Below are 15300 nucleotides of genomic sequence, written 5' to 3' on the forward strand. Positions count from 1 at the left end.
CTCGCCGTTCGTTGTTCGCATGATCATCCTGCCTTAACCCCCTGTTCTTCCTCACTATTCCATCCTTTCCCTCTTCATCTTCGAGCCCGGCACAATCCCTGCTGATATCCCCTCCTATATGGTGACGCACCCCTCCATCCTCTTAATCGAAGACAGCCCTGGCGAATGCGAACTCTTCCGCCTCGCCCTCGCCCAAACCGGCCTCACCGTCGCACTCCATACCGAGCAGGACGCGGATGCCGCCCTCCGTTTCTTAGATCACCTGGCAGCCAATATCCCTGGATGTTCCCATGGCGAGGCGGCTGGTGTGGTCTCCACTGCGCGCGTCGAACGAGCACATTCTGATCGTGCGCGTTCCGCGAGCACAGAGACCATGCCAGCCGTCTCGCCATCCCTGATTCTTCTCGATCTTAATCTACGCGGCCAGGACGGCTGCGACTTCCTGAAGCGGCTCCGATCCGACCTTCGCTTCTCGACGATCCCCACCATCGTCTTCACCACCTCCGACGATCTAACCGATGTCGCCCGCTGTTATACGAGCGGCGCGAACGGTTATGTGATAAAACCAGGGACCTTTACCGAACTCGTTCAATGCATAGGCGATATCTGCCATTATTGGCTCACTCGACATCGCGTTCCTCATATGATTGAAACCCCATGCTGACCCGCGCCTCGCTCAAGAACCCCTACGCCGTCTTTGCGCTCTGCATGATCATGCTCGTGCTCGGGGGCGTGTCCTATCAAAAGATGCGGGTGGACATCTTCCCCGAGATCAAGATTCCGACCATTCTCGTGACGACGTTCTACCGCGGCTTGAGCCCCACCGAAATGGAAGGCGCGATTACGCTCAAGATGGAGCAGCGGTTCGTCGAAGCGAGCTACGTCGAACATATCGAATCCCAGTCGCTCGCCGGGATGAGCTACATCAAAGTCTTCTTCCAGCCGGAATACAGCATCGACTCGGCTCAATCGGAACTGACCAGCCTGGCCTACAGCATCATTCGCCTGCTCCCGCCCGGCGTCTATCCCCCCTCCGTCTATAAATTCGGCGTGGCGAGTTTGCCGATAGGACTCCTCTCCGTGAGCAGCGAAACACTTGGCGCCAAAGAAATTCGCGACCTTGCCTATTTCAATATCCGTCAACAGATCGCCACGATCCCCGGTATTTCCTTCGGCCCCCCATTGGGCGGGAAGGTCCGGCAGATCACCGTCTTCCTCGATCAGCAGCGAATGATGGCCCGCGACGTGTCCCCCTCCGACGTGGTCAAAGCCGTCAATTCCCAAAGCGCCATCATTCCGGCCGGCAACATGAAGATCGGCGACCTGGATTACTACGTCTACTCCAACAGCCTCATCGAGGCGGTCGACAAGATCAACGACATCCCGATCAAAATCGTGAACGGCACGCCGATCTTCGTGCGGGATATCGGCACGGCGGCCGACAGCGCCGCGATCCAAACCTCGATCGTGCGGGTGAACGGGCGCGAGGCCACCTATATCCCCATCACCAGGCAGGAGGGAGCCAATACGCTGGAAGTGACGGACGGCATCCGCGCCAAACTCCAGAAGCTGACGGAAATTCCCGCCGGCACCACGGTCAAATTCATCTACGACCAGTCCCTCTATATCCGGCAGGCGATTGCCAATCTCCAGAAGGAAGGGCTGCTGGGGGCTGTGCTGGCCGGCCTGATGATCTATCTCTTTCTCAGCAGCATGAAGGCGGCGCTCGTCGTCGGGCTGGCCATTCCCCTCTCGCTGACCTCGGCCCTCGTTGCACTCTATTTGACCGGCCAGAGCGTAAACATCATGACACTCGGCGGCTTGGCCCTCGTGATCGGCACCCTACTGGACAACAACATCGTCGTGCAGGAGAACCTGCACCGCCATCTGGAGATGGGCAAAGACGGCCGCTCGGCCGCGGAAGACAGCGCGACCGAGCTGACGCTCCCGATCCTGGTCGCCACGATCTGCATCCTGATCGTGTACCTCCCCATCATGTTCTTCACCGGCATCATCAAATTCCTCTTCGTGCCGCTGGCCATGACCGTGGCCTTTGCGATGCTCGCCGACTATGCCGTCTCGATGTCGGTCACGCCGGTGCTCCTCGCCTACTTTTACTCGAAGGGCCATGGCGGGGACGGCACGGAGGAGAGTTCTGCCTCGACCGGCTGGTTCCGCTATGTCCTGGCCCTTTATATCCCGCTGTTGCGGACGGGCCTGCGCTTCAAGCCGGTCGTGATCGGCTTGGCCCTCCTGGCCCTCATCGGCACCGCCCTCCTCCTGGCCCCCCGCCTCCATACGGAGTTCTTCCCGCGGATCGACGCAGGCAATTTCACCATGCACATCTCGGCGCCGGAAGGCTCGCGGATCGAAAAGACGACGGCGATTGTGGCGCAGATCGAAAAGCTGGTGCAGGAGACCATCCCGAAAGGGGACCTGGAAGAGGTCATTTCCAACACGGGGCTCTATTTCGGCGATGCGGCCCGCTTCGCGCCGAACACCGGCAACCACACGGCCTTTGTGCTGGTGAACCTCGTGACCGGTCACGAAGGGCGCACGGACGACTACATCGCCAAGTTACGTACCAGGCTGCACCAAGACTTGCACGGCGTCGAAGTCTCCTTTCAGACCGGCGGCATCATCAGCGACGTGCTGAACTTCGGCTTGCGCGCGCCGATCGACATTCAAGTGAAGGGGCCGACGCTCGATATCATTCGGTCGGTGGCGGAAGAGATTCAGCAGAAAGTCGCGCGCGTGCCGAACACGGTGGATGTGCGGATCAAGCAGGGCAAGAGCTACCCGGAGATGCACATCGACGTGGATCGCACTAAGGCGGCCTACTATGGCATTGCGCAGGATCGCGTGATCATCGACGTGATCACCGGCATCAGCTCGAACATCGCGCTCAGCCCCAACTACTGGCTCGACCCGAAGACCGCCAATGGGTATTACCTCTTAGCGCAGTATCCGGAACAGTCCCTGACCAGCACCGAGGACCTGCTCAACATCCCGATCATCGGCGCCCGCACGCAATTGCGGTCCACGTCTTCGCTGACCACGACCGGCGCGAGCGGCTCGACGATGGCCCTCCAGAACACCCCCTTCGCCGGGCGGCAGATGGAACTGTCCAGCGGCTACTACGCATCCGGGGACGAGCGGCGGGGACCGCCTGTGCTCCTCCGGGACGTGGCGTCCTTGTCTTTCAAGACCGGGCCGGACTCCGTGGACCATTACGATCTGTCGCGATTGATCGACGTGCTGATTACTCCGGTCGGCAACGACCTGGGCCATGTCGCGAAAGACATTGAAGCCGTCCTGGCGACCATCACGCTCCCGAAGGATGTAACCATTCAGCTCCGCGGTGAAGTCGCCAACATGCGTGGCGCCATCAACAACTTTGCCTTCGCCCTGCCCCTTGCCGTGCTGCTGATCTATCTCGTAATGGTGGGACTCTTCCGCTCTCTGGTCGATCCCCTGATCATCCTGGTGGCAGTGCCATTGGGCTGGATCGGCACGGTGCTGTTACTGCTGCTGACCGACACCTCGGTCAACGTGGAATCCATGATCGGCACCCTCATGATGATGGGCATCGTGGTCTCCAACAGCATTTTGCTGGTCGACTCCGCCAACCGCCGGGTACGCGCCGGCGCGACCGCAGAGGAGGCCGTGTTCCAGGCCGGCACCAGCCGCATTCGCCCGATTCTGATGACGGCCCTCGCGACGATCCTCGGCCTGCTGCCGTTGGCGCTGGGCTTCGGTGAAGGCAACGAGACGATGGTGCCCCTGGCCCGCGCAGTCGTCGGCGGCCTCGCCGTTTCCACCGTCATGACCCTGCTCGTGGTGCCGGTGATGCATGTGCTGGTCTTGGGCCGACGCGTGCACATCCATGAATTGCCAACGACCCCGCCCGCTTCTGCCGAGGAGATCTAGGACCATGTCGAACCGTTCCGTCTACATCGTCGCCGCCCTGCTGTTGCTCCTGATCGGCTGTGATAAAGAGGAGCCTGCGAAGAAGACCGCATCTGGCGCCGCGGCGCCAGCCGGCTCCAGCCAGGAGCAGACCGAAGCCGTGGCACAGAGCGACAGCCAGCCGGTAGACGTACAGGTGACGAAGCCGACCAGGCGCCTGTTGGTCTACAGCGTCACCCTGCCGGCGAATGTCTCGCCGCGTTATCAAACCACGCTCTACGCGAAGGTATCGGGCTATCTGAAATGGATCGGGCCAGATAAAGGCGATGCGGTCAAGAAGGATCAGGTCCTGGCGGTTATCGATGCGCCGGAAGTCGAGGAGCAGTATCATCAGGCCCAGTCCGACTACCATATCAAGCGCCTGACGTCGGAACGGTTGGCCAAGGTCTGGAAGGAATCGCCGGACGTGATCGCCAAGCAGGATGTCGATGTCGCAGAGGCGGCGACCCAGGGGGCCAAACATCTCGTGGACCAGCGGATGGCCCTTCGCGACTACACCAAAGTTCGCGCGCCATATGCCGGCATCATTACGGCCCGCTTTGCCGATCCCGGCGCGCTGATCCAGGTCGCCACGGCCTCGTCGTCCGGAGCGATTCCCCTCTTCACGATCATGGATCTCGATACGGTGCGCGTCTATACGAATGTGCCACAGGACGATTCACCCTGGGTACAGCCCGGCATCACCAAGGCCAGCGTGATCGTCAAGGGATTGGAGGGGCGCTCGTTTACCGGGACCGTCACCCGTTCGACCCTGGCGCTCGATCCCTCGACGCGCAGCCTGCTCGTCGAGATCGACCTGCCGAACCCCGACCATGCGCTCCGCCCCGGCACCTTCGTGGAAGTGGCTCTCGGATTGCGGGAAATTCCCGATGCGCTCGTGCTCCCGCCTCAAGCCGTGATCAGCGGGCCCAAAGGGAAGTCGGTGTTCATCGTCGACGCCAGCCGCGCAAAGTCGGTACCGGTACAAACCGGTATCAGCGACGGCCGCTGGATCGAGATTACCTCCGGCCTGTCAGGCGACGAGGAGGTCGTCGTCGTCGGAAAGCGCAAACTGGTCGATCGTTCGCTCGTTTCTCCGGCTCCGTTCAACCTGCCGGAAGGGAAACCGGCCCAGCAGAAATTCGAGCGCCGCTCGCCTGGCGCATCAGGCCCGGCTGCCACGCATACAGACAAGGCTTTGCCCACGAACCCCAAATAACGCTCACAGACCTATCGACATGACCAGAGGAGGTCCTATGCATCGCACGATCACTCGCAGCCTGATCGCATGTACGATCCTTGCCGCGCTTGGCGGAGCAGCCCCAGCCTCGGCACAACCGCTGTCGCGCGCAGCTGAACCGCCGCCACGCGGAGGCTTCCTCGGCCTGCAACAGGCCGTCGAGATGGCGCTGCAGAGCCATCCATCGGTCCAGGAGGGTAACGCCAACCTGAAAGCCTCCGAAGCGAGAACGCAGCAGACCCGTTCGCTCTATTATCCGCAAGTCTACGCGAACGCCGACACCACGGCCGGGGCGGGACGGCCCAACCCTCGCTTTCTCGTCGGCGGCGCCCTGCTCCAACAGAACCAAAGCATCTTTGCCGCGGGCGTGATCGCCAACCAACGTATCTACGATTTCGGAGTGACCAGCAACCTGGTCGAATCCTCACAGCTGGCCGAGCGTGCCCAGGGGCAGGATGTGAATGCACGGCGCGCCCTCGTGGTCTTGAACGTGCAGCGCACCTACTTAAACAGCCTTAAACGGCGCAAGCTGGTGCAGATTGCGGAGGAAACCGTGCGTGAGCGGGGCCTGATCGCCGGCCAGATCGAGGCGCTCTACCGCCAGCAACTCAAATCCAAGCTGGATTGGAACCTCGTGCGGGTCGAACTCGTCAATGCCGAGTCGTTCCTGATTCGCAGCCGCAACGATTTGAAGTCCAGCTATGCAGACCTCAATCGGGCCATGGGCATGGCGGGCCAAGACGATTATGTGCTGGAAGATCTGGCCATCGACGTCAAGCCGACTCGCCCATTGGATACGTTGATCGGTGAAAGTCTCTCTCACCCTGAAATCCAACGGCTCAAAGAACAAACAGCTTCGGCGGAAGCGAAGTTGCGCGCCACGAAACAGCAATATCTCCCGACGATCTCGGCGCTGGCAAGCGGAGGCACCTTCGAGCCCTTCGATGCCAGGCAGAATCAGGCAACGGGAGGTTGGTGGACGGCGGGAGCCCTGGTGTCGATGCCCCTCTTCACGGGATTTCTGATCGAGAACCAAGTCCATGAGGCACGCGCGCAACGAAACGCCTCGGATGCGGCGACCACGAACGTCGAGCAGGCGCTCACACAGCAAGTCACGAACGCCTACCTCGACACCATCACCTTCGTGCAGCAAATCAAGCTGGCGGAGGAACAGGTCAAAACGGCGCAGGAATCCCTGCAACTGGCGAAACAACGCTACAAACTCGGCCTCGGCACTGTGGTGGAAGTGACCCAATCGGAAGTCGCCGTCACGGCGGCACAAACCAGGCTGGCAGAATCGCAGTTCGACTATAAGATTGCCGAAGTGACCCTCGCCTATTCAGCAGGAGGCCGCGGCCAGCTGGAGGCCGATTCGGCGATGCGCTAGAGGGCGGCGCTCGTCGCTCACGACCAAAGCACTCAGCCGTCAGCTTTCAGCTATCAGTTTTAACGGTCGCTCTTAGGCGAATGCTCCCGCAGGCTGCTCAAAACGTTCGTCCAGCAAGGCCGCAGGCGAGTCGACACCGGAGGCGTACCCTAGGGGTACGTTGAGGATGGCGATGAGCCGAGAACGGAGCTGGCGGACGTTTTCAGCGGCCTGCCAGAGAGGCGATGGGGCCGAAGTTAACCTTCATGAGATCGATCACGAACTCATCTTTCGTGTTGGCCAACAGCGTGTCGATAAAACTGTGCCGCTGGACGACTATGGCCTCACTCGGATCGAAGAAAAGCTCGAATCCCTTCGCGGCAGTCGGGCGCATGGGGTAACGACGATCGTAAATCATCCCATAGGTTGGAATGCCATACACGATCTGCCAATTTCCCAAGATGAGATGTAACTCCGTCCCGTGGAGATAGAGGCCGCCAGACGTAATGACGCGCTTCGCGGAGGTTTGCGGCTGGCTGAGATAAAACGTCACGCGTTCGTCCGGTTGAGCGATGGCCAGCGCCTCGGCGATCTGCCGCGATAATAGCGTGATCTCGTCGGGGCGAAACGCCGGCATCAGCGGCGCCTCGCCCTGCGTCCACTTCTGTAACCAGATCCGATGTTCTTTGACCGAAATGCCGCTGAGGATGTGAGCCAGATCTTCGTATCGCATCGACTTCGGATGGTCATGCGCGCTAGGTGGCCATTCCGGCAGAACGGCGTCATCATGCTCAAGCCTGACGAAGTTGACTGGGTCTTCATAGACCGCGCGATAGGGCACGATGGGAATGGCACATCCGGCCAAGACAAGAACCGCACACAAAAGTGATGCGTGACGCGCGATGCGTGATCGGTACCACTTCACAGCTGACATCGTCACTGCCGCCTCATCACTGATCACACATCACCCATCACAGCATTCATTAGTCCGTAATCGCGACCGTCATCTCAACACGCTCCAGCGGATTGTCCCGCCCGTCGCGCTTCATGGCGACCACCTTGTCTACGACGTCCAATCCGCTGACCACTTCGCCGAATGCGGTGTACTGCCAATCGAGAAAGTTCGCGTCCGCCACGCAGATGAAAAACTGCGAACCGGCGCTGTCCGGCTCGTTCGAACGGGCCATGGAGAGAACCCCGCGCTTGTGCGGCTTGCTGTTGAACTCGGCCTTGATCTGATACCCAGGCCCGCCCATGCCGTGCGACGCACGGTCTGGATTCTTGCTGTTGGGATCGCCGCCCTGGATCATGAAGCCTGGAATGACTCGATGAAAAGTCGTGTTGTTATAAACGCCTTCTTGGGCCAATTTCGTGAAGTTCTTCACGTGACCTGGCGCCACATCGTGAAAAAACTTCAGGACGATCTCGCCCAACTGGACTCCCTTGCTGCTAACGGTAATGGTCGCGCGCGTCTTCTCCGTCGGCTCTGACATCGTCTCATCCCTTTCTTGGTTAGCGAAAACTGAAGGGAGCCGGAGACTCCCCTCCCTCAATGCCCTGATTGATGGAACTCCACGTCCGCCCGTCGTCGTCGCTCCGGAAGGCCCCCTCGCTCGTCCCGGCATAGAGGATTCCGGCGCCAGACTGGATCAACACCTGGACCGACATGCTCGTCAGTCCCTTGTTGAGCGGTACCCACTGGCGGCCCTTATCGACCGTCTTGAAAATACCGTGGCCCGTGGCCACAAAAAGCCCACGGCTATTGAAGAGAATTCCGCGGATGGAATCATTCGGCAAGGCCCGGCTGATGGGCTGCCAGTTCAGGCCTCCGTCGCCACTGCGAAAGACCCCGCCGTCGAACGTGCCGGCATAGATATTCCCCTCGGAATCGACCGTCAGCACGCGAATGAAGTTTTCGATCATGCCTTCATGGTCTTTGAGCCCCTGTTGCTGACGCACCCAGCCGGCTGATTGTGGCTTAAATCGCAGGATCCCTTTTCCTGACGTGCCTGCAAACAGCGTCCCATCGGACGAGAGAACTAACGTATGCACCAGGATGTCGTCTAAGCCGGTCGTCACCGGCGACCACCGGTCTCCTTTTGCGTTCAGCCGATAGGCCCCGCCACTCGTCCCGGCGTATAATGTGTCCCCCGCCGCCAAGAGCGATTTGACTTCGAGATGCTTGAGCCCGGTATTGACCGCCTGCCAACTCTTGCCCTGGTCGCGCGAGCGAAAGACCCCGCCACGGAAGGTGCCGGCATAGATTGCGCCGTCTTTTCCCGTGGTCAACGTTAGAATGAACGGATCGGTCACGCCCTGGCCCGATCTCGCCCAGGTCGCACCTCGGTCCTCGCTGCGGAAGAGGCCATGGCCGAACGAACCGGCATAGACCAGATCGCTCCCGACAGTCGTGAGGGCTTGAATGCTGGTCAGTTCTTGCACGGGCTGCTGAATCTGAGACAGACCAGGCTCCGCAACACCCAACATAGCGGTACCGACACAGAGTAGAAACAAGGCCAGCCTGATTCCGAAACGATTCATCTCAGTCCTTCCCGCATGATGTTGTCTAGCAGACTGCGAAAAACAGGGTAGACCTATTCTGTATAACACGGCGGCTTCCTTCGCTGCAGGCTGCTCAAAAAGGCCGTCCAGCAAGGCCGCAGGCGAATCGAACCCGGAGGCGTACCCTCAAGGGTACGTTGAGGATTTCGATGAGCCGAGAACGATGCTGGCGGACGTTTTCAGCATCCTGTCAGCAGCCTGCTACCGGACACGATGGCCGGCCGGTCCCATCGGCAAATCAGGATCGAGCGGCAAGCTGACTTCGGTCGGGCCACCCCGTCCGAAGATCCGTGCGCCAAGAATGCCTATCTCATACAACACCATCAAGGGGACAGCCATCAAGAGCATGGTAAAGAGGGTCGCATCGGGCGTGACAATGGCCGACAGGATCAAGGCGGCCATGATCTCATGCTTCCGGTATTTTGCGAGCGTCGCCCCCGTCACCACGCCGAGCCGCGCCAGGATGGTGAGCACCAGCGGCAACTCAAATGCACAGCCGAAGATCAGTAGAAACTTCACATTGAAATCGATGTAGGTGCCGACGCTCAAGAGCGGGGTCACGTCGTGGTCCATACCGAAGCTGACGAAAAAGTCGATGACCAGCGGGAGGATGACAAGATTGCAAAAGACCAACCCGAGCGCAAAGAGCGCCCCGGCCAATGCGAACAGCGGAAAGCCCCAGCGCTGCTCCTTCGGGAGCAGCGCCGGTTCAATAAACTTCCAACATTGATAGAAGATGACCGGAAGGCTCGCCAGAAGCGCCGCCAGAAAGGACACTTTGATCGAGGCGAATAGAGCTTCCGTTGGTCCGTAAAATACCAGCTGGTTGGGAAACGGACGATTCAGCCAGGCGACCATCTCGCTGGAAAAGGCGAACGACACCATCAGGGCCACGAGCATCGTGGCGCCGATGATGATCAACCGCTTCTTGATCGTCTGGATATGTGCGGCCAGGGGATTGAGGATCTGTGCCATGACTCCGGTTCCGGTTGCTGGCTGATCTCAGCCCCACAACGATGCGCCTCAACGTGGAGCAGCCTGCAGATCCTGGTCTCGATAGACTCGGATCAACTCGGCCATCTTGTCTTTCTTCGCCAACTTCTCTTTGTGCAACTGCTTGGTCGACTGCTCTTCAGCCGGAGTCCGTACATGGCGCTTCTGCAATTGGACTAATTCCAGGTCGAGACGGTGATGAGACTCTTCCAATGCACGGAATTCGTGACTGGACTGGCGCAACCGTTCCGCAATCATACTGTCTGTCAGCATGTCGCACCTCCTGGTTATGAGTTACTGCAGCGGGTCGAGACGTCCTCCCTCACGAGCGACTTCTTCGGTCAATCGAACAGACTCCGATCGAATCGGATCCAGTTCCATCAGTAGCGCATCTTCTATGGGGTTGCTGTAGTAGGTTGGTCGGGTCGACACGTCGCGAAATCCAAGACTTCGGTAGAGTGCATGCGCGGCATGGTTCGAGGCCCGCACTTCAAGCAGGGCGCGCACGGCCGTCTGTGCAGCCCCAACCTCTAACGCCTGTGAAACCAAGGCGCGTGCGATGCCTTTGTGCCGCATCGACTCGATGACCGCCAGGTTCATCAGCCGTATTTCCTCAAAGACGACCCAGAAACAGAGATACCCGATAATCGAGACGGAGCTACTGTCGCCGGGCGCGACCTGCTTGGCCAATAAAAAATGTGCAAACGGATTACCGCTCAGTTCGGCCTCCAACATTTTGCGCGTCCAGGGGGCCGAGAAGCAAGCTTCTTCAAGGCGCAGAATGTCCGGCAGCGCCTCGACGGTCGCCGGCTCGATCACCCAATCATCCTGCTCACCAAGCCGCATCGTCACAACCCGCTCTTCCCTTTTCCTCGCGCAGCCCGCCGATCCCCCGACTGAGCCCGTACCGCCGCCGCACGAGCCGTCATTTTTTTCGCGACGCGTTCCTGCCGCAGCTGCACCGGCGAGATGCCGCCGGACTCTTCATACTTCAGTTCCGCTGCGGTACGCTGGACATACAGCGGACTGACCCCAACCCCTGCCTGCTCACCGCGCCGAAGCCGCTCGATGCCTGCCAATCCAATCGAGACGGCTGAAGGTCTCATGGCAGCCTCAGGCGCTTCAGTCACCGTGATGGCGGATAGGATCGAGGCACGAATAGCCGGAGCTTCCGTCGTCCAGCCTTCCCCAAAGAGGAGCGCCGACTCCGTGAGGCTGCGCCCTAACATGACGGACGTGCCCACCTGCTCCGAAACCACTCGTTCCAACCGACCCTCGCCGGTCCAGCGAAACTGTGCCCAGTAGAGTTCCCCGCGCCGACTATTGAGAACGGGACAGAGGAGCGCCGAGGTGCCTCTCAGGTTCCAGGCCAGACCTTCAAGTGTCGGCACGACCGCCAACGGCAGCTGACTGATCGTCCGGAACCCGAGGAGCGTTGCCAGGCCGACGCGAAGTCCCGTAAAGGACCCCGGGCCGATCGAGACGACAAGTCCGTCCAATTGCTTGAGCGTGAGACCCGTCTCGCGAAACAACCGATCGATCGTCGGCAACAAGAGTTTGGCATGCGACCCGGCCGCATCCTGCTCGTGACAGGCCAGGACGCGCGAGCCGTCGAGAATCGCGACACTCTGCCAGGACGTGGCCGTTTCGACTGCCAACACTTTCATCGAAGCGACACCTGCGGGAGGTCAGATGCCGGAAGCGGCTGATTCGGAATCATCTCGTGAAACGTGACCTGCACGCTTCCCTTTCCGTTCCCATCTTCCAACGAAATCTTAAAGGGTCGAAGCAACCGTCCTGCGCTTGCTGCACCCGTCGCCTCACCCTCGCCGATCGCACGGAAGTCCTCGTACTGAATCGTGGCTTCCACGGAACCGGACTCCGTCAGCCGATCTTCCTGCACGACGAGCCATGTCTGCCGCTCAAACCAGAGCCGCCGGCGTATGACTGGTACGCCGTTGGAAGAAGGCCCTGACACATCCAGCCGGGCACGGTCCCCGTCAGCCACAAGGGCAGCCGTCTCGTCCTTCGCAATCGTACCGGTACCCAACAGACCACCCATCGCCCAGACGCTCAATTGAAAGGGCCTGGCGAGCTTGCCCATTTCGCTCATATCGGAAGGATTCCCGGAGAGCACACGGCGCATCGTCGGCAACCGCAACGTATACTGGTCGCCCGTCTGCACGAATTCGAAGAGTTCGCTGCCGATCGCGGTAAACCCGCGCAGGCGCATGGCGTCTGGACGACGATAATACAAGGCTCCCTCTATCCGAGACGCGATCGGAATGATCCCGCCTCGCACCTTCGCGCTGAAGAGCCCCTTCATCGTCTGAATCGCGGCTTCCCGCTGAATCAGTACCGCCGTCAACTCCTCCACCGTCGCCTGCTTGAGCGCAACCTCCTCACGCGGCGGGACAGCCGCGCAGTTGGAAAACAGGGGAACGGCAAAGCAACACAACAGCAAGAGCGCCCAGCGACGCCCGCGCTTCTCTCCCCTGACGCCGGCGCCTCGCGTGATCAGTCGAGTCTCGACGCTGTTCGTCCAACGAGCACAGCCGACGAGGTAATCGATGCGCCTTGGGGCAACGGGAGTCGGCGGGTGAGACCCTACGCGTTGCGCTTCCACAACGGCGCGCCCATCTGTTCCACCTTTATGCCAGCACCACATCTAACGCCTCTCCCACTTCCTTGATCCCGATCAATTCAATCCCATTGATCGGCTCCAGCTTGGCCAAGTTCCGCTCCGGCAACAGGCAGCGGGTGAATCCCATTTTTGCCGCTTCACGAATCCGCATTTCCGCCTGACTGATCGCGCGCACTTCACCGCCGAGCCCCACTTCACCCAACACCAACAGACCAGGCTCAATCGGCACTTCTCGCAAACTCGACGTGACTGCCGCCACAATACCCAAATCTATGGCCGGCTCATCGATATGCATCCCCCCAACGACGTTGACATAGACATCCTGCCCGGATAGATGCATGCCCAGCCGCTTCTCCATGACCGCGAGGAGCAGCGAGACTCGATTCTGCTCCACGCCATTCGCCATACGTTTCGGCATCGCATAACTCGTGGAGGACACCAAGGCTTGCAATTCGACCAGAATCGGCCGCGATCCTTCGAGGCTCGAGACCACGACCGACCCCGTGGTGCGCTGCGACCGTTCCGCCAAAAACAACTCGGAGGGGTTACTCACTTCCTCCAGCCCGCAGTCTTTCATTTCGAACACACCGATCTCGTTCGTTGAGCCAAAACGATTCTTCACCGCGCGGAGGATCCGAAAGCTATGGCCCTTATCCCCTTCGAAATAGAGCACCGTGTCGACGATGTGCTCCAGCAGCCTCGGCCCGGCAATCGCGCCTTCCTTGGTCACATGCCCGATGATGAAGACCGGCACATTGCTGCGCTTCGCGTACCACATCAACTGGCCTGCCACCTCTTGCACCTGGCTGATGCTGCCTGGCGCAGAGGTAATCTGTTCCGTATAGACCGTTTGAATCGAATCAACGACTACGGCCGCAGGCTGGATCTCCTGCACGGCCTTGAGGATCTGTTCGAGGGACGTTTCCGCCAGGATGAGCAGATTCGGATGCTCGATGCCGAGCCGCTGCCCCCGCATCTTGATCTGCCTCGGAGATTCCTCTCCAGAGACATACAGCACCGGTTCTTCCTTGGAAGACAGGCGCGGGAGCGCCTGGAGCAGCAGGGTTGTCTTCCCGATGCCAGGATCGCCGCCGATCAGGATGACCGAGCCAGGAATGACACCCCCGCCCAGCACCCGGTCGAATTCACCGATATTCGTCAGCCGACGGTCTTCACCCACGACTTCGATCTCGGCAATCGGCGTCGCCTTCGCCTGCGCAATCTTCATCGCAGCAGGCCGCCCCTTCCCCGTCGGCGCCTGCCGTTCCTCTTTCATCGTATTCCAGCCACTGCAATCAGGGCAGCGACCAAGCCATCGCGGCGACTCGTGGCCGCAAGCCTGGCAGGAAAAACTCGTTTTCGCTTTCATGCAGAGGAGCCTTCGTAAGAGGAAAACCGAGACTTATAGTAAATGATAGAGGGAGGTGAATGGAAGATACGGGAGTCAGCCAAAATCCTGAGCCTAGAGCGGTGAAGCTCACGCCGCTAGACGTTCTATTTGAGTTCACCGACAACTACGCCAGATGGCTCTGCGCAAAATCGAGCACCCCGACTAGTACATACTCAAGCACAGTCACAACGCACGTAGTCCACTTTGACCACGTGCGTCGCGCAGTAACCCTAAGACCTCAAGTCGAATCCTGGTGCACGCGATACACCATATTTTCCCATCAAGTGCCCAGTGACAATCTCATAGTTCTGCACATTGCAGAGCTGATCATCTACATATAGGTGTCCATAGCCCTTGTCGACAATGCCAAGATCGTGCGCCAATCGGCGAAAATCTTCAATGAAGTGGATTCGAGGTAGAAGCAGGCTTGACGCAAAATAGTTCGCCTGGAACTCCATACGAGCAATATCGCTACCGTCAATGATCGCCCTGCGCTGGAGCACAAAGTCTGACTCGTCGCAGGATTCGCGAACTAGATACTTGCCGTGACCAAGTAAATGGTGTGCGAGTTCGTGCGCCAATGTGAAACGGCTTCTACCGGCATTGGGGGTATCGTACTCATACACGTCAATGACGAGTGGATCAAACTGGATACAACCGAGGACAGGCCTGAGTGAATCTGCAGGTCTTGGGACATGGAAGTTCACAGACAGACCCACTCGCTTCGCCTCACGAGCACGTAGATCATCCAGCGAGACTACACCGCCCGCATAGCCAAGCTCTGAAAGAATCTCACTGCTACGACTCTCAAGATCATTCTTCTCGTAAAATTGAACCTGATTCACAAGCTTGCTGCGGGGATTCGAAATTTTCCTGACTTGGGCAGGAGTCAAACCAGAATCAAGAGCAGTATCTTCAAAAAAGTCCCATAGCGAATTTGTTTCTCGAACAGGAGATTGCAAGTAAAGATCGAAGGCCAAGCTCTGAAAGTTTTGATCAGAGAGTCCTGCCTCCACATGGGTTCTACCCCATTTCCACGGACGGTTGAGTTAAGAGTTGCTCCCCCTGTTGCTGTTGATCGAGTCTCCGCCGCTGCCGGGGATTGTGCCAGCGCTCGATGTAATCAAAGATATCCGCTCTCGCCTCGGCTCTCGTTT

General features: G+C 59.3%; 15 protein-coding genes. 4 read left to right on the forward strand and 11 right to left on the reverse strand.

Translation table 11 applies throughout. The features are described from left to right. The first annotated feature begins 118 nt into the window (after positions 1–118). Genes Q8N00_02685 through Q8N00_02700 form a run of 4 tightly spaced genes read left to right on the forward strand, consistent with a single transcriptional unit; the run spans position 119 to position 6575 of the window. Positions 119–664 carry a response regulator gene (locus Q8N00_02685; protein MDP2381691.1) on the forward strand — a complete coding sequence of 182 codons (546 nt, stop codon included), beginning with the start codon at positions 119–121 and terminating at the stop codon, positions 662–664. After that, on the forward strand, positions 658–3930 hold the full coding sequence (locus tag Q8N00_02690) for an efflux RND transporter permease subunit (GenBank protein ID MDP2381692.1): 3273 nt from the start codon (positions 658–660) through the stop codon (positions 3928–3930). Before Q8N00_02685 ends, Q8N00_02690 begins: the two co-directional genes overlap by 7 nt. Positions 3931–3934: 4 nt before the next feature. After that, positions 3935–5167, forward strand: a complete 1233-nt coding sequence (locus Q8N00_02695; GenBank protein ID MDP2381693.1) for an efflux RND transporter periplasmic adaptor subunit — start codon at positions 3935–3937, stop codon at positions 5165–5167. A 37-nt stretch (positions 5168–5204) separates the two neighbouring features. Then, positions 5205–6575 (forward strand): TolC family protein, encoded by a 1371-nt coding sequence (locus tag Q8N00_02700; GenBank protein MDP2381694.1) that lies wholly within the window; start codon positions 5205–5207, stop codon positions 6573–6575. Between the two features lie 202 nt (positions 6576–6777). On the opposite strand, the gene Q8N00_02705 is transcribed toward Q8N00_02700, so the two are convergent. The 11 genes from Q8N00_02705 to Q8N00_02755 form a co-directional block, all read right to left on the reverse strand. Further along, entirely contained in the window at positions 6778–7494 is a 717-nt protein-coding gene (locus Q8N00_02705) for a hypothetical protein (protein ID MDP2381695.1), read from the reverse strand. A 43-nt stretch (positions 7495–7537) separates the two neighbouring features. Continuing rightward, complete coding sequence (locus tag Q8N00_02710) at positions 7538–8047, reverse strand: peptidylprolyl isomerase (GenBank protein ID MDP2381696.1); 510 nt, start codon at positions 8045–8047, stop codon at positions 7538–7540. Positions 8048–8066: 19 nt separating this feature from the next. Next, entirely contained in the window at positions 8067–9095 is a 1029-nt protein-coding gene (locus Q8N00_02715; protein MDP2381697.1) for a hypothetical protein, read from the reverse strand. Positions 9096–9317: 222 nt separating this feature from the next. Beyond that, positions 9318–10091 (reverse strand): twin-arginine translocase subunit TatC, encoded by a 774-nt coding sequence (gene tatC / locus Q8N00_02720; GenBank protein MDP2381698.1) that lies wholly within the window; start codon positions 10089–10091, stop codon positions 9318–9320. Between the two features lie 48 nt (positions 10092–10139). Continuing rightward, positions 10140–10382, reverse strand: a complete 243-nt coding sequence (locus tag Q8N00_02725; protein MDP2381699.1) for a DUF465 domain-containing protein — start codon at positions 10380–10382, stop codon at positions 10140–10142. A 21-nt stretch (positions 10383–10403) separates the two neighbouring features. Further along, complete coding sequence (gene rimI / locus Q8N00_02730) at positions 10404–10955, reverse strand: ribosomal protein S18-alanine N-acetyltransferase (protein ID MDP2381700.1); 552 nt, start codon at positions 10953–10955, stop codon at positions 10404–10406. Between the two features lie 2 nt (positions 10956–10957). Next, complete coding sequence (gene tsaB, locus Q8N00_02735; protein ID MDP2381701.1) at positions 10958–11776, reverse strand: tRNA (adenosine(37)-N6)-threonylcarbamoyltransferase complex dimerization subunit type 1 TsaB; 819 nt, start codon at positions 11774–11776, stop codon at positions 10958–10960. Further along, a complete protein-coding gene (locus tag Q8N00_02740) occupies positions 11773–12777 on the reverse strand; it encodes a hypothetical protein (protein MDP2381702.1) in 1005 nt (334 codons plus the stop codon). Before Q8N00_02740 ends, tsaB begins: the two co-directional genes overlap by 4 nt. Beyond that, complete coding sequence (gene radA, locus Q8N00_02745; GenBank protein MDP2381703.1) at positions 12761–14122, reverse strand: DNA repair protein RadA; 1362 nt, start codon at positions 14120–14122, stop codon at positions 12761–12763. The genes Q8N00_02740 and radA overlap by 17 nt, the downstream gene beginning before the upstream one ends. Before the next feature lie 251 nt (positions 14123–14373). Continuing rightward, on the reverse strand, positions 14374–15159 hold the full coding sequence (locus tag Q8N00_02750) for an ImmA/IrrE family metallo-endopeptidase (protein ID MDP2381704.1): 786 nt from the start codon (positions 15157–15159) through the stop codon (positions 14374–14376). A 7-nt stretch (positions 15160–15166) separates the two neighbouring features. Then, positions 15167–15300 (reverse strand): IS3 family transposase (locus tag Q8N00_02755; protein ID MDP2381705.1); only part of this gene is annotated, 134 nt, incomplete at its 5' end.

This window comes from Nitrospirota bacterium (assembly GCA_030684575.1).
Classification (GTDB): Bacteria; Nitrospirota; Nitrospiria; order Nitrospirales; family Nitrospiraceae; genus Palsa-1315.